Below are 17,089 nucleotides of genomic sequence, written 5' to 3'. Positions count from 1 at the left end.
AGCGGCCGCGGTGGCCGCGAAGCCTCAGCTGACCTGGACTTTGGCCTTCGCCTGATCCTCGGCCAGCTTGCGCTGGAACATCTGCGCGAAATCGATCGGGTCGAGCATCAGCGGCGGGAAGCCGCCGTTGCGGGTCGCCTCGGCCACGATCTGGCGGGCGAACGGGAACAGCAGACGCGGGCATTCGATGAAGAGGACCGGCAGCACGTGCTCCTTGGGGAAGCCGGCGATCCGGAACACGCCGCCATAGACGAGCTCGACGTTGAACAGCACTTCCTTGTCGACGTTCGCCTTCGCCGTCAGCGTCAGGTTCACGTCGAAGTCGTTCTCCGACATCGGATTGGCGTTGACGTTGACGTTGATGTTGATGCTCGGCGCCTTGTCGCGGCCGCGCAGCGAGTTCGGCGCACCCGGGCTTTCGAAGGAGAGATCCTTGACGTACTGGGCCATGATGTTCAGCGTCGGCTGAGCACCGTTTCCGTTGCCCGTTGCGCCAACGGCGTTGTTGTCCTGCGATTCGGCCATGTCACTCGATCCTTGTGAAGTTGCCGCAACGCGCGGCCGGGTCGGGCGGTTGGCTAACATGGGCGGCAGGTCGACACAAGCGCGCAGCATGCCCGCGACGTGCGGGAAACGGGCATTCCGTCAGGGCGTTCCGCTATCTGCCGTCGTCGATGCGGCGCCATGGAGATGGGTCTTTCCCATCCGTGGCTTGGCCTGCGTCGCCGGTATCGTGCGTGGTGCGGGTGAAGTCGTCCTCGTCGAGGTCGATGGTCCGGGAATCGCGTCGATGACGGGCGCCGGCACCGCCCATGGCGGAGAGATCCACCTTCACCAGAACACGCCGGGCGAGTGCCCGCCACATCCAGTCGCGGAAAGCGGGTACGAACAGGAGAAACCCGATGGCGTCCGTGACGAACCCGGGCAGGAGCAGCAGAAAACCGGCAAGCAGGATCATCGCCCCGTGCACGAGTTCGCGCCCGGGAACCCGGCCGCCGTCGGTTTCCGCCTGGATGCGTCGAAGCAGGCCGAAACCCTGGACCCGAAGCAGCAGCGAGCCGACCACGGCGGTCACGAGCACCATCCCGAGGGTCGCCAGGACGCCGATTCGGCTGCCCACGAGCACGAAAGCCGCAATCTCGAGCAGCGGGACGGTCAGAAAGATCACGAGAAGGAAGGGAAATCGCACGCTGCTGCCATTCGAGGTGGAAGGACCGCCGACGCCGCCCCATATAAAGCCTTCCTATTACATAGGTGCATCCACGCGGGATTTGAATGATGGATGCACCCGTTCTATATGCATTTGATGGGTGCGTGCCTGCGTCAGGCCCGGTAGCGCAACCGCGGCTCTAAATGATCACTCGGCGGACCATATGGAATTTTTCGACTTCGGAACCCTGTTCTTCATCGTTGCCGCAGTGGTGATATTCCTGCAGCTGCGCAACGTGCTCGGGCGCAGGACAGGCAGCGAAAAACCACCCTTCGATCCCTACACCGCCGCGCGCTCGCAGGAGCCGGCCGAGGCGCAGGACAACGTCGTGTCCCTGCCGCGGCGCAAGGGCGGCGCGGACACGGATGCTGGCTACGCGATGATCGACAAGATGGCGGCGCCGGGCACAGACCTCAACAAGGGTCTTCGCGCCATCCGCGATGCGGATCCGAGCTTCGAACCCAAGGGCTTCGTCGAGGGCGCCAAGATGGCCTACGAGATGATCGTCATGGCCTATGCCGATGGCGACCGGAAGACGCTGAAGAACCTCCTGTCCAAGGATGTCTACGAAGGCTTCGTCGCCGCCATTTCGGATCGCGAGACCCGGTCGGAGAAGATCCAGTCGTCCTTCGTCGGCATCGACAAGGCCGATATCGTCGGCGCCGAGATGAAGGGTTCGGAAGCGCATGTGACGCTCAGGATCGTCAGCGAGCTGATTTCGGCGACGCGCGACGGCGCGGGCGTCGTGATCGATGGCGATCCCGAGACGGTGGCCGAGGTCAAGGACGTCTGGACCTTTGCCCGCGACACACGCTCGCGCGATCCCAACTGGAAGCTGGTCGCGACCGAAGCCGAAGACTGATTCCGGCGGATCGAGGTGGCCCTCTCTCCGCTCCTCAGGCCGGTTTCCTTCGACGATCTCCCCGGATGGCGTTCGGACCCGATGGCCGACGCCTTTGCCGCGTTCAGGCGCAGCGCCGACCGGTCCCGGATCAAACCGTACCGCTCCGGTGCGCTCGGCATCGAGGCCGAGGCGTTTGACGCTGCCTTCGAGGCGGCGCTTGCCCACCCGGCCCTGGATGACGCGGGCGCGCGCGCCTTCTTCGAGGCCTGGTTCTCCCCCTGCCTGATCCTGCCCGAGGACCGGCCGGGCGGTTTCGTCACCGGTTTCTACGAACCGGTGGTCGACGCTTCGCCCATCCGCACCGCGCGCCATCGCTTTGCGCTGCTGGCCCGCCCGGCTGATCTGGTCGACGTCGATGACGACAACAGGCCGGCGGGGATGGATTCCTACCTCGCCTTCGGAAGAGCCACCGACGACGGCATCGTCGAATATTTCGATCGGGCCGCCATCGAGGAGGGCGCGCTGGCGGGCCGCGGGCTGGAAATCGCCTGGCTGGAGGATCCGGTCGACGTTTTCTTCATCCACGTGCAGGGCGCCGCGCGCCTGCGCATGCCCGGCGGTTCGCGGCGGGTCACCTACGCGGCGAAATCGGGTCAGCGCTTCACCGGGCCGGGCCACGTGCTCGCCGACATGGGTGAAATCCCGAAAGAACGGGTCACGATGCAGTCCATCCGCGCCTGGTTCCGGGCACATCCGAACCGCGTGGACGAGATCCTCCGGCGCAACCGCTCCTTCATCTTCTTTCGCGACGCCCCCGTCGACGATGAATCGCTTGGTCCGGTCGCGGCGGCGAAGGTGCCGTTGACGCCCGGCCGTTCGCTCGCCGTCGACCGTCTGCTGCACACCTTCGGCACGCCGTTCTTCGTCCATGCCGAGAGACTGGACGCCTTCGGAACCGCCCCGTTCGCCCGTCTGATGGTCGCGCAGGACACCGGTTCGGCGATCGTTGGTCCCGCGCGCGGCGATCTCTTCGCCGGCTCCGGCGACGCGGCCGGCGAGATCGCCGGCGTCGTCAAGCATGACGCCGATTTCTTCGCGCTGGTGCCGCGACGGGCCTTGGACGATCGGCCATGAAGAAGCGTCCCGCCGCCGGTCTGACCGATGAGGACCGCATCCTCTGGAACCAGGTCGCCAGAAGCGCCACGCCGCTGAAGGGCAAGGCGCTTCCCGACGATCTGTTCGAGATCGAAGATCCGTTGCCGCATCCGCAGCAGGACGTGGCTGCCGCGGCCGACGCCGCGCCGCCGCCGTCCCGGCGGCGCGACGGGGAAAGGCCTGCGCCGGCGCCACGCGCCCTCGACAGGCCGACGCGGGACAAGCTGGCCAAGGGTCGGCTGCAGATCGAGGCCCGCGTCGATCTGCACGGCATGACGCAGAGCGAGGCGCATGCGCTGCTGCTCGGATTTTTGCACCGCGCCTATGCGCTCGGCATCCGCCACGTGCTCATCATCACCGGCAAGGGTTCCTCGCTTGGCAGCGACGGCGTCCTGCGCAAGGCGGTGCCGGCGTGGTTTGCCACCCCGTCGTTCAAGCCGCTCGTGGGCAGCTACGAATCGGCCGCGCGCCATCATGGCGGCGGTGGCGCGCTCTATGTGCGCCTGCGCCGGCAGACCGAGGTCAAGGCGCGGTGACCCCCTTCGGACAGCGGATGCGCGACATGCGCCGCGAGCGCAACGTGACGCAAAAGGACATGGCGCGCGCCATCGGCGTCAGCGCCGCCTACCTCTCGGCGTTGGAAAGCGGCCGCCGCGGGCGGCCCACATGGGCGCTGATCCAGAAGATCATCGGCTATTTCAACATCATATGGGACGACGCCGAGGATCTGGTCCGCCTCGCCGAACGCTCCCACCCGCGCGTGGTCATCGACACCGCGGGTCTGTCGCCTTCAGCCACGGAATTCGCCAATCTCCTGGCCGCGCGCATCGCGACGCTGTCGGAGGACGAACTGGCGGCGATGACGGAGCGGCTTCGCACCGGCAGCCGATGACGTCGCCGTTGCAATTGCCGGTCCTCAGCTCGAGGGAAACAGCTCTCGAAGCTCGGGCAGCTTGTCGTTGACGAGCCAGCCGTAATAATTCTCCTCCGGCAACCGCGGGGCTTCGCCACGGCGGGCTCGGGCGGCATTTTCGGTTTTCAATGCGCGCGCGCGGCCCTCGGGATCGCCGACATTGTAGAGCGTCGACGTGATGCCGGGGTTCTTCGAGATGTCGAAACCGGCGATCGTCTCATAGGCGTCGATCGACTTGCGCAGCGTCGCAGCGACGTAGGTCAGCGTCCGATCCGGGTCCATGATCGTGCGGTAGACCTCCTGCGCATTTTTGTGGTCGAGGCGTGGCAGCCCCGTCCTGTCGTGGACGAAGTCGCTCATCATCAGCGCCGTCAGCGGGTTCAGCTGACCGATGCCGAAGGTCTGGCCGGCATAGAACGGCTGGAAGAAGACGGCGCTGAAGCGGTTGTTGGGAAAGCCCTTTCCATCGACGGACTTGCCACGGAAACGGGTGTTCCAGATCGTTTCGCGGCAGGTCCAGCGATCGTAGCTGTCGGACAGGTCGGCGCATGGCGCGAATTGCGGCCGCTGGATGAAGTCGTCGACGTTCTCGCCGTCATGGGTGAAGGCGAAGCTCGAGTTCAGGTAGGCGATCGCCTTGACGTAGTAGGTCTGCAGCCGGTCATAGGCGTCGACATTGTAGGTGTGTTCGCCGACGATCGCGCCCGCGACGTGGATCGGGTCGATGCCGAACTGGGCGGCGGCGGCCCGGATCTTGTCTCGCAGTGCCTGATCGCGCTGCAAGAGACCAAAAACCTTCCGGTACTTCGCTTCGTAGGTGGTCTTCATCGCGCGGGTGCGCGATGCCGAGCCGAACGGAACATCGGGCTGCTGGGCGCTTCGATTTCCGGGCGGAACGACGACGCCCGCCCAGGCTGGCAGGACGGTCAGGGCCGCGAACAGACCCGCAACGACGACGATCCATCTTCTCATGAATGGTTGCCTGTGATGTCCCGCCCCGACCTAACTATTGAAGCCTGCCCCCCGAGTCGATCCGGCAAAGGTCCGAGAACCACAGGCGCGGCCGTTGACAGCCGCACCTGTGGTGCGATTGCAACGCTGTCTTACAGGATGAATCGGGACAAATCCGTGTTCTTCGCCAGGTCCCCGACGTTCCTGGCGACATAGTCCGCGTCGATCGTCACGCTCGTTCCGGAGCGATCCGGCGCGTTGAACGAGATGTCGTCCAGCACGCGTTCCATCACCGTCTGCAAGCGCCTGGCGCCGATGTTCTCGACCGAGGCGTTCAGGTCCACGGCCACGCCCGCGAGAGCGTCGATCGCCTCTTCGGTGAAATCGAGTTCCACGCCTTCCGTCAGCATCAGGGCGATGTACTGCTTGATGAGGCTTGCTTCGGTCTCGGTGAGGATCCGCACGAAATCGTTCTTCTCCAGCGCCCTCAGCTCGACGCGGATCGGCAGGCGTCCCTGCAACTCCGGCAAGAGATCGGACGGCTTGGCCACATGGAACGCGCCGGAGGCGATGAACAGGATGTGGTCGGTCTTCACCGGCCCGTACTTGGTCGCCACGGTCGTGCCTTCGACCAGCGGCAGCAGGTCGCGCTGCACGCCTTCACGGCTGACGCCGGCGCCGACGCCGCCCTCGCGGGTCGCGATCTTGTCGATCTCGTCGATGAAGACGATCCCGTCGTTTTCGGTCGAAGAAAGCGCGCGCTGCACCACCTCGTCCTGGTCGAGCAGCTTGTCTGATTCGTCGTTGATGAGATGGCCGTAGGATTCCTTGACGGTCGTCTTGCGCGTCTTGGTGCGCCCGCCCATCGCCTTCGACAGCATCTCGTTGATGTTGAGCACGCCGATGTTGGCGCCCGGCATCCCGGGAAGCTCGAAACCGGCGGGCGCGGTGTCGGCGACCTCGACCTCGATTTCCTTGTCGTCCATGTCTCCCGCTCGCAGCTTCTTGCGGAAACTGTCGCGGGTCGCGGGGCTGGCCGTCTTGCCCACCAGCGCGTCCAGCACGCGCTCCTCGGCGTTGATGTGCGCACGCGCCTTCACGTCCTCGCGCATCTTGTCCTTCACGAGCCCGATGGCGACTTCCACGAGATCGCGGATGATCTGTTCCACGTCGCGGCCCACATAGCCGACCTCGGTGAACTTGGTGGCTTCGACCTTGGTGAAGGGCGCGCCGGCGAGCTTGGCGAGACGGCGCGAGATCTCCGTCTTGCCGACGCCGGTGGGTCCGATCATCAGGATGTTCTTGGGCATGACCTCTTCGCGCATGTCGCCCTCGAGCTGCTGCCTGCGCCAACGGTTGCGCAGCGCGATGGCCACGGCGCGCTTGGCGTCCTTCTGTCCGATGATGAACCGATCGAGTTCGGAGACGATCTCGCGGGGGGAAAAATTGGTCATGTCTTACTCCGTGAAGCGTGCCGCCGGTGCAGGCACTGTCGGCACCGACACTACATAGGGATCGCCGCCTGCCGCACAATCCCGCCCGGCATGGTCATCCGCGCAGGACGATCCAGAACAGCGCCAGCGTCTGCATCGCCGACAGGAGGCCAAGGCCGGCGAGCCAGAGTCTCAGCCGGCGCCGGGTTCGCGTGAGACCGTCCGCGATCTGGTCGCGGTAGAGCCCGGCGGAGCGGCTCGCCCAGACGGTCAGGTTCTGCTCCACCGCGTCGACGTCCAGCTGCCACTGCCGCTTGACGTCCCGGTATTCCGCGTCGCTCAGGCGTTCCGTCCAGAGATCATCGAGGGGGGCCAGCGCGTGGTCGCGCGGGTGCGAGGGCCCGCTCGTCCATGGTTTTCCCGGCGTGTAATGGAGAATGCGCAGATTGCGATCCTGCGCCAGCGCGCGCACCAGCGCCTGACTCCGCAGGAAGTTCAGTCCAAGCGGCAATGGCCGCCAGTCCTCGAAAAAGGCGTTCAGGACGCTCTGGTCTCCGTCGGTCACCGAAAGCTCCGGCAGCCGCCTGAACAGGCTTTCGCGAAGGTCGGCGGACGGCGTGAAGGAGAACACCCCCGTGTTGAAGGCACGCAGCCTGTAGTGAAGGAGCAGGTCCGGCGCTGCCGCGAACCCGTCGCCGTCCAGAAGTCCGTCGATCGGACGCAGGACGAGACAGTCGGCGTCCAGATGAGCCACGCGACATGGCGTCGTGATCGAGAATGCCCACAGCTTGCTCAGCGTCGCGGACAGATGCGGCAGGTCCGCCCGCGCTTCGACGCCCGCCCGGACGAGGGCCGGCACCTGGATCGCGGCGACGTCCTCGGCCTCGTGCTCGAACCGCCACGAACCGAGCTTCAGCACCAGGACCGGGACGTCCGAAACCGCCCGCAGCGAGCGGATCATGACAAGGAGCCCGGCGGCGAAATCGCGGGTCGCGAGGGTGACGATCAGCCGGTCGCGGCCGAGGCGCGCGAGCCAGTCCGCGACGATCGCATCGATTTCTTCGGCCACCGCGAAAAGCGTCGCGCGGTCGTCGTCCGCGACGTGTTCGACGGCGGCGTGCGCGGTCAGAGGCAAGGTCTCGACCATTCGGGGATCGTTCTTCCGGTTCGCTTTTCGGGCGCGGAAGCACAACAGCATTCGCTCCCGCGCGGCAAGGTGTCGTCGCGGATCAGCCGCTACGCCGTCTGCGTCGCGGTGTCTCGTGCGACATGCCGCATGATCAGGCTGTCCCCGCTTTTCCCCAGGAGTTCGGGGATCGGCTGGAAGCCGGCCTTCTCGTAGGCCCGCACCGCGCGCAGATTCGCGGGATCGGGATCGATGATGATCTGCGAAAAGCCCGTCGCACGCAGCATGGCGACGAACGCCGTCAGCGCTGCGGTTCCGATGCCCTTCGACAGCCGGTCGGCCGGACCGATCGACAGGTCGACCCCGATCGTGCCCGCTGGCAGGACGCCGAGCCAGGGATTGTCGGCCAGCCAGCTCTCGTTCTGGTGATGGCCGATGAACCAGTACTGGATGTAGCCCGCATCGTCGCCGTCGACCGTGAAGATGAAGGGGCGCGTCGTGTCCCGACCTTCGATCATGTCCTGCACGAAACGGATTTCCTCGTCCGAATCGCCCCACCACTTGCGCCAGTGCGGTTGCCGCATCCAGCGTTCGAGCATGGGCAGGTCGGCGGCCCCGACCGGGCGGAACCCGATGACCGGCGCTTCAGTCGGCATCGAGCGTTTCGACGACGAAGTTGCCGTTGGTGTAGACGCAGATCTCGGCCGCGATCTGCATCGCCTTGCGCGCGATCTCCTCGGCGTCCTTGTCGGTGTCCATCAGGGCGCGGGCCGCCGCCAGCGCGTAGTTGCCGCCCGAGCCGATCGCCATGACGCCGTGTTCCGGCTCCAGCACGTCGCCGGTGCCGGTCAGCGCCAGGGTCACCGATTTGTCGGCCACCAGCATCATCGCTTCCAGCCGCCGCAGATAGCGATCGGTGCGCCAGTCCTTTGCCAGTTCCACGCAGGCGCGGGTGAGCTGGTCCGGATATTGTTCGAGCTTGGTCTCCAGCCGCTCCAGCAGGGTGAAGGCGTCCGCCGTCGCGCCGGCAAAACCGGCAATCACGTTGCCCTTGCCGAGCCGCCGGACCTTGCGGGCGTTGCCCTTCATGATCGTCTGGCCGAGGCTGACCTGCCCGTCGCCCGCGATGACCACCTTGCCGCCCTTGCGGATGGTGACGATGGTCGTTGCATGCATGGTGATTTCGCTGGACATGGGGCGCTCCGGAAGGCGGACTGGATTGGCCGAACGGACTGCCGCGCCCGGCCTCTGCACCGTTATCTATGCGTCGCCGCGTCGAATGCAAATCGCCCGGCCGGCATGCTTCCGGAAGCCGGCAACTGGAATTCGCCGAAACGGGCTGATAAAGCACCCGCCATGGGCATCGAAAGGACCAGGGAATGAACGCTCCCGCGAAGGGCCGCACGGCATCGGTCAGCCGCAAGACCAACGAGACGGCGATCAGCGCATCGGTCGATCTCGACGGATCGGGCAAGTACGAGGTGTCCACCGGCGTCGGCTTCTTCGACCACATGCTGGAGCAGTTGTCGCGGCATTCGCTGATCGATCTGACGCTCGAAGCCAAGGGCGATCTTCACATTGACGACCATCACACGGTCGAGGATGCCGGCATCGCCATCGGCCAGGCCATTGCCCAGGCCCTGGGCGACCGCCGCGGCATCACGCGCTACGCCTCGATCGACCTCGCCATGGACGAGACCCTGACCCGCGCCGCCATCGACGTCTCGGGCCGGCCGTTCCTCGTCTGGCAGGTCGTGTTCTCCGCGCCGAAGATCGGCACCTTCGACACCGAACTGGTGCGCGAGTTCTTCCAGGCGCTGGCGCAGAACGCCGGCATCACGCTGCACGTGACGAATCACTACGGCGCCAACAATCACCACATCGCCGAAACCTGCTTCAAGGCGGTTGCCCGCGCGCTTCGAACGGCCATCGAGCCCGACATGCGCCAGGCAGGGGCCGTCCCCTCCACCAAGGGAACGCTGAACGGATAGGAGCGGACGATGGCGATCTATGTCGTGATGCAACCGCCGCGCGACCGCGTGGACGCGGACGAGGTCTACGTGCGCGACGGATTTCATGTCCTCGGCTTCCTGCTGCCGCTCGTCTGGTTGCTCTGGAACCGTCTGTGGATCGAGACGCTCGTGCTGCTCGCCGTCATGCTCGGGCTCGGCATTCTCGGTGAAACCTCCGGTACCGCCGAAATGCTCGTCGGCGGCTTCACCTTGCTGGTGTCGATCTATGTCGGGCTCGAAGGCTCGGCCTTGCGGCTCTGGGCGCTTCGCCGCCGGGGCTATGCGGAATGGGGTGTGGTCGACGCCGACAACCGCGCGGATGCCGAAACACGATATCTGTCGGCGCAGCCCGACGAGATCGAAGCTGGGCCGCGCCCCTTGCCGCCCATTCGGCAAGGCGTCGTGCCGGCCGATACGCGTGGCGGCAACGAGCCGGAACTCGGCCTGTTCGGCTATCCCGGAAGGAACTGATCCATGCGCGTGGCGATCATCGACTATGGCTCGGGCAATCTGCGTTCGGCCACCAAGGCCTTCGAGCGCGCCGCGCGCGAAAGCGGCACCAACGCCGAGATCGACCTGACGGCCGATGCCGAGCGCGTGCGCACGGCCGATCGCATCGTGCTGCCCGGCGTCGGGGCCTATGCCGATTGTGCCGCAGGCCTGCACGCGGTTCCGGGCATGTGGGAGGTGATCGAGGAAGCGACGCTGAAGGCAGGGCGCCCGTTTCTCGGCATCTGCGTCGGCATGCAGCTGATGTCGCAACGCGGGCTGGAGAAGACGATCACGCACGGTCTGGGCTGGATCGCAGGCGACGTGGTCGAGATCCAGCCTTCGGATCCCGCGCTCAAGATTCCGCAAATCGGCTGGAACACGATTCACGTGAAACATTCCCACCCGATCTTCGCCGGCATTCCCACCGGCGACGATGGGCTGCACGCCTATTTCGTCCACTCCTACCACCTGGCCGCAACGACCCCGGCCGAGGTTCTGGCCGTCACAGATTATGGCGGCGAGGTCACCGCGGCCGTCGGGCGCGACAACATGGTGGGCACCCAGTTCCATCCCGAAAAGAGCCAGGCGTTCGGCCTCGCCCTGATCGCGAACTTCCTGACATGGAGACCTTGATGAAGAAGGGCTACTGGATGGCGATGGTCGACATCACCGATCCCGACAATTATCCGCGCTATGTCGCCGCCAACAAGGCGGCCTTCGACAAGTATGGCGCGAAATTCCTCGTGCGCGGCGGCCAGGGCGAGGTGCTGGAAGGCCCGAAGGCGACGCGTCTCGTCGTCATCGAGTTCGACAGCTATCAGACCGCGCTCGACTGCTTCCATTCGCCTGAATACCAGGCCGCGCTGAAGCTGCGCGAAGCCTGTTCGACCGCCCACATGGCCGTGGTGGAAGGCGTCTGAGCCGATGATCCTGTTTCCCGCGATCGACCTCAAGGACGGCCAGTGCGTGCGCCTGAAGCTCGGCGACATGGCCACCGCCACCGTCTACAACGAAGACCCGGCCGCGCAGGCGAAAGCCTTTCAGGACCAGGGCTTCCGGTGGCTGCACGTGGTCGATCTCAACGGCGCCTTCGAGGGCGGCAGCGTCAATGGCGCGGCCGTCGAGGCGATCCTGAAGGCGACGACCAACCCGGTCCAGCTCGGCGGCGGCATCCGTTCGCTCGCGCATATCGAAAGCTGGCTCGACAAGGGGCTCGCCCGCGTCATCCTCGGCACGGTCGCCGTGCGCGACCCCGATCTGGTGAAGCAGGCCTGCCGGCTCTTCCCCGGCAAGGTCGCCGTCGGCATCGACGCCAGGGGCGGCAAGGTCGCGGTGGAGGGCTGGGCGGAAGCCTCGACCCTCGGCGTGATCGAACTGGCGCAGAAATTCGAGGGCGCCGGTGTCGCCGCCATCATCTACACCGACATCGACCGCGACGGCGTGCTGGCGGGCATCAACTGGGATTCCACCATCGAGCTGGCCGATGCGGTGTCGATCCCCGTCATCGCCTCGGGCGGCCTCGCCTCGATCGCCGACATCGTGCGCATGACCATGCCGGATGCGCGAAAGCTCGAAGGCGCGATCTCGGGCCGCGCGCTCTATGACGGGCGCATCGATCCGGCCGAGGCGCTCGCCATCCTGTCGGGCAATTCAAAGCCCCCGCGCGGCATGTTAGACTGACGTCATGAACATCCAGTCGAGACCGCCGACCACACCGGACGAATTCCTGCGCTGGAACGAAGGGCGCGAGGGCAAGCGCGAGTTCGTCAACGGGAGGGTGGTCGAGATGATGATCAACGTGACGAGGAATCACTGGCGTCTCGCGAACCGCCTCGAGCGACAAATTGCAGTTCAGCTTGGCGACGAGGCCTATGACGTCGGAACGACGGACCACGGTGTCCTGACGGCGGACGGGATCCGGTTTCCGGACGTCATGGTCGACAAGGTGATCGCCGATGGCAAGGCGCTGGCGGCCACGTCGCCGCTGCTGATCGCCGAAGTGCTCTCGGGGTCCAGTCTGGCGGATGATTTCGGACCGAAGGCGCGGGACTACCAGAGCCTGCCGAGCCTGCGTCACTACCTGACCGTTTCGCAGGACGAGGTCCGCATCTGGGTCTGGTCCCGCGGGGAGGATGGGGAGTGGCAGTCACCGGTGATCCATGAAACCGGATCCATCACTCTGACGATCGATGACAAGACCGTCGTCATCGACCTGAAGTCCCTTTACACGGGCATCGCAAATCCTGCCGCCGCCGAGCGGTAGGTCCATGCTCCACGCCGACGATATCGGAAAACGACCTTCATGACCCTCAAATCCCGCGTCATCCCCTGCCTCGACGTCAAGGACGGCCGTGTCGTCAAGGGCGTCAACTTCGTCGACCTGATCGACGCCGGCGATCCCGTCGAGGCCGCCAGGGCCTATGATGCGGCCGGCGCCGACGAACTCTGCTTCCTCGACATCACCGCCTCGTCCGACGACCGCGAAACCATCTTCGACGTCGTCGCCCGCACAGCCGAGCAGTGCTTCATGCCGCTCACGGTGGGGGGAGGGGTGCGCACCGTCGCCGACATCCGCAAGCTTTTGCTCGCCGGCGCCGACAAGGTGTCGATCAACACGGCGGCGGTGAACAATCCGGACTTCGTCGCCGAGGCCGCCGACAAGTTTGGCAACCAGTGCATCGTCGTGGCCATCGACGCCAAGAAGGTGTCGCAGCCGGGCGAGACGGATCGCTGGGAGATCTTCACCCATGGTGGTCGCAAGCCGACCGGCATCGACGCGATCGACTTCGCCCGTCTGGTGGTCGACAAGGGGGCCGGTGAAATCCTGCTCACCTCGATGGATCGCGACGGCACCAAGGCCGGCTACGACTTGGCCGTCACCCGCGCCATCGCCGACGCGGTGCGCGTGCCTGTGATCGCGTCAGGCGGCGTCGGGACGCTCGACCATCTCGTCGAAGGCATCCGCGACGGCCACGCGACGGCGGTGCTCGCCGCCTCGATCTTCCATTTCGGCACCTTCACCATCGCCGAAGCCAAGGCGCACATGGCGGCGGCGGGCCTCGCGATGCGACTCGACTCCGGACCGCTTGCGCACTAAACGCCGCACATGAGCGATTTTACCCTCGACGACCTCGAACGGATCGTGGCCGAACGCGCCCGATCCGGCGATACGAACTCCTGGACGGCGAAGCTGTTTGCCTCCGGCATGGACCGGGCGGCCAAGAAGCTCGGCGAGGAGGCTGTCGAGACCGTCATCGCCGCCGTGCGAAAGGATGAGACGGAACTCGTTTCGGAAAGCGCCGATCTCCTGTATCACTGGATGGTGGTCCTCGCTCTCGCCGATGTCCCCCTGTCGCGGGTGATGGAGGAACTCGAGCGCCGCACGGGGCAATCGGGCATTGCGGAGAAGGCGTCCCGCACGGGACGCTGACGTGAACGGATTGGTATCTTCCGGGACGAACACGGCGATGGACCAGCTTGCACCGGAAGTGAAGTACTCGCCCTACCGCGTCTTTTCGGCGGAGCGATGGGCCGAGTTTCGGGCCGACACGCCGCTCACCCTCACCGAGGACGAGGTCCAGCGGCTGAGCTCTCTCAACGACCCGATCGACCTCGACGAGGTGCGGCGCATCTACCTGTCCTTGTCGCGGCTGCTCTCGGCGCATGTCGAAGCCACGCAATTGCTGTTTCGCCAGCGGCAGGCGTTCTTCAACGCCTCGGAAAGCAAGAAGACCCCCTTCATCATCGGCATTGCCGGTTCCGTCGCGGTGGGCAAGTCGGCCACGGCGCGTATCCTGAAGGAGTTGCTGGCGCGCTGGCCGTCGAGCCCCAAGGTCGATCTCGTCACCACCGACGGCTTTCTCTATCCCAACGAGGTTCTGCGCCGCGAGAACCTGATGGAACGCAAGGGCTTTCCCGACAGCTACGACGTCGGCGCGCTGCTTCGCTTTCTATCCGCCATCAAGTCGGGCGAGCCGAACGTGCCCGCGCCGGTCTATTCGCACTTCACCTATGACGTCCTGCCGGGCGAGTACGTCGCCATTGACCGACCGGACATCCTGATCTTCGAGGGCATCAACGTCCTGCAGACGCGCGACCTGCCGAAGGACGGCCGCGCCGTGCCGGTCGTCTCCGACTTCTTCGACTTTTCGGTCTACATCGACGCCGACGAGGCGCTGATCCACAAATGGTACATCAACCGCTTCATGCGGTTGCGGGAAACGGCGTTCCGCAATCCGGACTCCTTCTTCCATCGCTATTCGACCCTGTCGGAGGACTCGGCCCGCGCCATCGCCGAGGGTCTGTGGTCCAACATCAACCTGAAGAACCTGCGCGAGAACATCCTGCCGACGCGCCCCCGCGCCGACCTGATCCTCAAGAAGGGCACGAACCATCGCGTCGAGGAAGTCGCGCTGCGCCGGTTGTGACCGCAGGGTAGCCGTTTCGACGAGCGCCGCCCTTCAGGCCGTTCGTGTCACGCGCCTGAGCGTCAGGTTGATGCGCCCGCCCTTCTTCAGCAGCGCCGACGTCGACGGATAGATCCGGTCGACGCCGTGGAAGCAGAGCCGCCCTTCGCCGCCGAGGATCACCACGTCGCCGCTTTCGAGCCGGATCGAGGTCGTGCGCCCGCCGCGCGTCGCTTCGCCGACGCGAAACAGGCAGGCATCGCCGAGCGAGATCGAAACCACGGGCGCGGACAGGTCCTCCTCGTCGCGGTCCTGGTGCAGGCCCATCTTCGCGTCGTCGGCGTAGAAATTGACGAGGCACGCCTGCGGCGGGGCGGGGTGGCCGGCGAGCGCGTCCCAGATGTCGACCAGCCGCTGCGGCATCGCCGGCCAGGGCTTGCCGGTCACGGGATGGGTCGCCTGGTAGCGATAGCCGCGCTGCCGGTCCGTCACCCAGCCGAGCGAGCCGCAATTCGTCATGCGCACGCTCATCGGCTTGCCGGTGCGCGGCATCTCGGGCCGGTAGAGCGGCGCGGCCGCCACCACGGCGCGGATCTCCTCGAGCAGGGCGCGCTGCGCCTCGACGTCGAGACAGCCGGGGATGTGCTTCACGCCGCGCGGCAGGACGTTCATGGGTTGGACTTCCGCCCTTAGTCAGTTCTGGTCAAGCCAGTGCTGGGGATCCCGCATGCCGTGGAGGATCGCGATGACGTCGATTCCGCTCGGCGACGGCTCGTATATCACGATGTATCGTTGAACGATCAGAAGTCGAGCCTCCGCGCCGAGATCCCCACGAGCTACGCCCATGGCGGGCTGAGTGGCCGCCAACTCGAGCTTGTCGATGATACGGAGGATCAGACGATCGGCCGCCGTCATGCTGTCGATCGCGATCGTGCGCCAGATGTCCCGAAGATCCCTTTCCGCCCTCGGCGAATAGCGGATGCTAGCCACGAGCGCGGAACTGCTCTCTGAGATCGGCTAGGAAGCTTTCGCGGTCAATCTCGCGCGGCGTGCCACTATGCTTGCCTTCGACGTAAGCCTGTTTCAGCCGGGCCAGGTCTTCCGCGCGTTCGCGTTCCCGCAACTCCCAAAGCCGCAGGGCGTCCTGAACCACGTCGTCGCTCGAAGCGTAGGCACCGGACGCCACGGCGTTCCGCAAGCGCTCCGCCTGCTCGGTCGAAAGCGAAATCGTGACCATCTGCGTCGTGGGAGGCTTTGCCATGGACCGATTATAGCACGGGGGACGGCCCTGGACAAAGGAGCGCCCCCGTGAGGAGAACGCGGCGACCCGAGGTGGTTCTACTTGTCTACGCCGCCCCAGATCGCCTCGGCCGTCTTCACCACCAGTTCCAGCTTGCGCTTCTGGTCGTCGACGGTGATCTTGTTGCCTTCCTCGGTCGACGCGAAGCCGCATTGCGGCGCGATGCCGAGCTGATCGAGATCGGCATGTTTCGCTGCCGCGTCGAACTTGCGCTTCAGGTCGTCGATCGATTCCAGCTCGCCGGTCTTGGTGGTGATGAAGCCGGGCAGAACGCGCTTCTTGCCCTTCGGCAGCAGGCGCAGCGGCTCCAGTCCGCCGGCGCGCTCGCTGTCGTATTCCATGAAGTAGATGTCGACGCCGGTCTTGTTGAAGATCGCGTCGGCGGCGGGATCGTAGGCGCCTTCGGCCGCGTAGGTCGAGACGAAGTTGCCGCGGCACATGTGCATGCCGATCAGCATGTCGGCCGGGCGGTCCTTGATCGCCTCGTGCATCATCCAGGCATAGCGGTCGATCAGCCAGTCGGGATCCATGCCTTCCGCCGTCTTGGCGGCACGGTGCTTGGGGTCGCACAGATAGGCAAAGAAGATGTCGTCCATCTGCAGATAGCGGCAGCCGGCGTCGTAGAAGGCCTGCACGGCCTTGGCATAGGTCGCGGCGAGATCGGCGAACAGCGCTTCCGGATCGTCCTGGTATTCCTTCGGCTTGATGTCGGCCCTGGCGGTGCGGAAATGGCAGCAGCTGGGGCCGGGGATGGAGATCTTCGGCGTCGCTTTCGTGTTTGCGGCCACGAACTTGAAGTGCTCGATCATCGGATGATCGGCGGGGAAATCGAGCTTGCCGGTGATGGTGGGGAAGATCGGACGCAGTTTCACGCCATGGAACTGCACGCCCTCGTCGCGCTGTTCGAGGTCCAGCCCGGTCAGGTCGCCCATGAAGTCGTAGTGCCAGAACGAGCGGCGGATCTCGCCGTCGGTGATCGCCGGAATTCCGACATCTTCCTGCAGCTTGATGACCTCTCGGATGGCCTCGTCCTCGACGGCCTTCAATTCGGCGGCATCGATCGACTTGTCGTCATGATACTTCCGGCGGGCCGCCTTGACCGAGTCCGGCCTCAGCAGGCTGCCGACGTGGTCGGCGCGAAAGGGTGGCTTGGCGGCGGTGATTGACGACACGTTTGATCTCCCGTGTGGCAGGCTGTTGGGCGGGGCTTACGCCACTTCGCGCATGGCTGTCGAGACTTTCATGGG

At 65.5% G+C, this 17,089-nt stretch carries 24 protein-coding genes; 13 read left to right on the top strand and 11 right to left on the bottom strand.

From position 1 onward, the window contains the following. Positions 1 to 24: 24 nt before the first annotated feature. Together secB and EJC49_RS02050 are read right to left on the bottom strand one after the other, a co-directional pair. Entirely contained in the window at positions 25 to 525 is a 501-nt protein-coding gene (gene secB, locus EJC49_RS02055) for a protein-export chaperone SecB (protein WP_126697794.1), read from the bottom strand. Positions 526 to 658: 133 nt separating this feature from the next. Further along, entirely contained in the window at positions 659 to 1,189 is a 531-nt protein-coding gene (locus EJC49_RS02050) for an FxsA family protein (protein WP_126697793.1), read from the bottom strand. A gap of 184 nt (positions 1,190 to 1,373) precedes the next feature. Between EJC49_RS02050 and EJC49_RS02045 the strand changes: the two genes are divergently transcribed. From EJC49_RS02045 to EJC49_RS02030, 4 genes are read left to right on the top strand one after another with little or no spacing between them, the layout of a single operon-like run. After that, the gene (locus tag EJC49_RS02045; protein ID WP_126697792.1) at positions 1,374 to 2,072 is read left to right on the top strand and encodes a Tim44/TimA family putative adaptor protein; all 699 of its coding nucleotides are present in this window, start codon (positions 1,374 to 1,376) and stop codon (positions 2,070 to 2,072) included. Positions 2,073 to 2,087: 15 nt separating this feature from the next. Then, entirely contained in the window at positions 2,088 to 3,188 is a 1,101-nt protein-coding gene (mltA, locus tag EJC49_RS02040) for a murein transglycosylase A (RefSeq protein ID WP_126697791.1), read from the top strand. Continuing rightward, on the top strand, positions 3,185 to 3,745 hold the full coding sequence (locus EJC49_RS02035) for a Smr/MutS family protein (RefSeq protein WP_126697790.1): 561 nt from the start codon (positions 3,185 to 3,187) through the stop codon (positions 3,743 to 3,745). The genes mltA and EJC49_RS02035 overlap by 4 nt, the downstream gene beginning before the upstream one ends. Then, positions 3,742 to 4,101, top strand: coding sequence for a helix-turn-helix domain-containing protein (locus tag EJC49_RS02030; protein WP_126697789.1), 360 nt, complete (start codon positions 3,742 to 3,744; stop codon positions 4,099 to 4,101). Before EJC49_RS02035 ends, EJC49_RS02030 begins: the two co-directional genes overlap by 4 nt. Positions 4,102 to 4,125: 24 nt before the next feature. Here EJC49_RS02030 and EJC49_RS02025 read toward each other — a convergent pair whose 3' ends face one another. From EJC49_RS02025 to hslV, 5 genes are all read right to left on the bottom strand, one after another. Beyond that, a complete protein-coding gene (locus EJC49_RS02025) occupies positions 4,126 to 5,094 on the bottom strand; it encodes a DUF1402 family protein (protein WP_126697788.1) in 969 nt (322 codons plus the stop codon). Positions 5,095 to 5,225: 131 nt separating this feature from the next. Then, entirely contained in the window at positions 5,226 to 6,527 is a 1,302-nt protein-coding gene (gene hslU / locus EJC49_RS02020; RefSeq protein WP_126697787.1) for an ATP-dependent protease ATPase subunit HslU, read from the bottom strand. 94 nt (positions 6,528 to 6,621) lie between these two features. Then, positions 6,622 to 7,653, bottom strand: coding sequence for a glycosyltransferase family protein (locus EJC49_RS02015; protein ID WP_126697786.1), 1,032 nt, complete (start codon positions 7,651 to 7,653; stop codon positions 6,622 to 6,624). Positions 7,654 to 7,742: 89 nt separating this feature from the next. Then, positions 7,743 to 8,288 carry a GNAT family N-acetyltransferase gene (locus EJC49_RS02010; protein WP_126697785.1) on the bottom strand — a complete coding sequence of 182 codons (546 nt, stop codon included), beginning with the start codon at positions 8,286 to 8,288 and terminating at the stop codon, positions 7,743 to 7,745. After that, positions 8,278 to 8,826, bottom strand: coding sequence for an ATP-dependent protease subunit HslV (gene hslV, locus EJC49_RS02005; protein ID WP_126697784.1), 549 nt, complete (start codon positions 8,824 to 8,826; stop codon positions 8,278 to 8,280). Before hslV ends, EJC49_RS02010 begins: the two co-directional genes overlap by 11 nt. A gap of 185 nt (positions 8,827 to 9,011) precedes the next feature. Here hslV and hisB point away from each other — a divergent pair, with 185 nt between their 5' ends. Genes hisB through coaA form a run of 9 tightly spaced genes read left to right on the top strand, consistent with a single transcriptional unit; the run spans position 9,012 to position 14,563 of the window. Continuing rightward, positions 9,012 to 9,623: an imidazoleglycerol-phosphate dehydratase HisB gene (gene hisB, locus EJC49_RS02000; RefSeq protein WP_126697783.1), complete on the top strand. Its 612-nt coding sequence runs from the start codon at positions 9,012 to 9,014 to the stop codon at positions 9,621 to 9,623. 9 nt (positions 9,624 to 9,632) lie between these two features. Continuing rightward, positions 9,633 to 10,115 (top strand): DUF2628 domain-containing protein, encoded by a 483-nt coding sequence (locus EJC49_RS01995; RefSeq protein ID WP_126697782.1) that lies wholly within the window; start codon positions 9,633 to 9,635, stop codon positions 10,113 to 10,115. A 3-nt stretch (positions 10,116 to 10,118) separates the two neighbouring features. After that, on the top strand, positions 10,119 to 10,769 hold the full coding sequence (gene hisH / locus EJC49_RS01990) for an imidazole glycerol phosphate synthase subunit HisH (RefSeq protein ID WP_126697781.1): 651 nt from the start codon (positions 10,119 to 10,121) through the stop codon (positions 10,767 to 10,769). Continuing rightward, on the top strand, positions 10,766 to 11,056 hold the full coding sequence (locus EJC49_RS01985) for a DUF1330 domain-containing protein (protein ID WP_126697824.1): 291 nt from the start codon (positions 10,766 to 10,768) through the stop codon (positions 11,054 to 11,056). Before hisH ends, EJC49_RS01985 begins: the two co-directional genes overlap by 4 nt. Before the next feature lie 4 nt (positions 11,057 to 11,060). Continuing rightward, a complete protein-coding gene (gene hisA / locus EJC49_RS01980; protein WP_126697780.1) occupies positions 11,061 to 11,816 on the top strand; it encodes a 1-(5-phosphoribosyl)-5-[(5-phosphoribosylamino)methylideneamino]imidazole-4-carboxamide isomerase in 756 nt (251 codons plus the stop codon). A gap of 4 nt (positions 11,817 to 11,820) precedes the next feature. After that, positions 11,821 to 12,399 carry a Uma2 family endonuclease gene (locus EJC49_RS01975; protein ID WP_126697779.1) on the top strand — a complete coding sequence of 193 codons (579 nt, stop codon included), beginning with the start codon at positions 11,821 to 11,823 and terminating at the stop codon, positions 12,397 to 12,399. 39 nt (positions 12,400 to 12,438) lie between these two features. Then, complete coding sequence (hisF, locus tag EJC49_RS01970) at positions 12,439 to 13,233, top strand: imidazole glycerol phosphate synthase subunit HisF (protein WP_126697778.1); 795 nt, start codon at positions 12,439 to 12,441, stop codon at positions 13,231 to 13,233. Positions 13,234 to 13,242: 9 nt separating this feature from the next. Next, entirely contained in the window at positions 13,243 to 13,566 is a 324-nt protein-coding gene (locus EJC49_RS01965; protein WP_126697777.1) for a phosphoribosyl-ATP diphosphatase, read from the top strand. Positions 13,567 to 13,603: 37 nt separating this feature from the next. Continuing rightward, on the top strand, positions 13,604 to 14,563 hold the full coding sequence (coaA, locus tag EJC49_RS01960; RefSeq protein WP_126697776.1) for a type I pantothenate kinase: 960 nt from the start codon (positions 13,604 to 13,606) through the stop codon (positions 14,561 to 14,563). A 33-nt stretch (positions 14,564 to 14,596) separates the two neighbouring features. On the opposite strand, the gene EJC49_RS01955 is transcribed toward coaA, so the two are convergent. From EJC49_RS01955 to EJC49_RS01940, 4 genes are all read right to left on the bottom strand, one after another. After that, positions 14,597 to 15,214, bottom strand: coding sequence for an alpha-ketoglutarate-dependent dioxygenase AlkB family protein (locus EJC49_RS01955; protein WP_126697775.1), 618 nt, complete (start codon positions 15,212 to 15,214; stop codon positions 14,597 to 14,599). A 21-nt stretch (positions 15,215 to 15,235) separates the two neighbouring features. Next, the gene (locus EJC49_RS01950) at positions 15,236 to 15,532 is read right to left on the bottom strand and encodes a type II toxin-antitoxin system RelE/ParE family toxin (protein ID WP_126697774.1); all 297 of its coding nucleotides are present in this window, start codon (positions 15,530 to 15,532) and stop codon (positions 15,236 to 15,238) included. Next, entirely contained in the window at positions 15,525 to 15,779 is a 255-nt protein-coding gene (locus EJC49_RS01945) for a ribbon-helix-helix domain-containing protein (RefSeq protein ID WP_126697773.1), read from the bottom strand. The genes EJC49_RS01950 and EJC49_RS01945 overlap by 8 nt, the downstream gene beginning before the upstream one ends. 101 nt (positions 15,780 to 15,880) lie before the next feature. Then, a complete protein-coding gene (locus tag EJC49_RS01940; protein ID WP_126697823.1) occupies positions 15,881 to 17,005 on the bottom strand; it encodes a 5-methyltetrahydropteroyltriglutamate--homocysteine S-methyltransferase in 1,125 nt (374 codons plus the stop codon). Positions 17,006 to 17,089 lie beyond the last annotated feature (84 nt).

The sequence above is a fragment of the Aquibium carbonis genome (genome assembly GCF_003970795.1).
Lineage (GTDB): Bacteria > Pseudomonadota > Alphaproteobacteria > Rhizobiales > Rhizobiaceae > Aquibium > Aquibium carbonis.
Note: the sequence above shows the minus strand (reverse complement) of the source record. Positions and strands in the feature narration are given on the sequence as shown.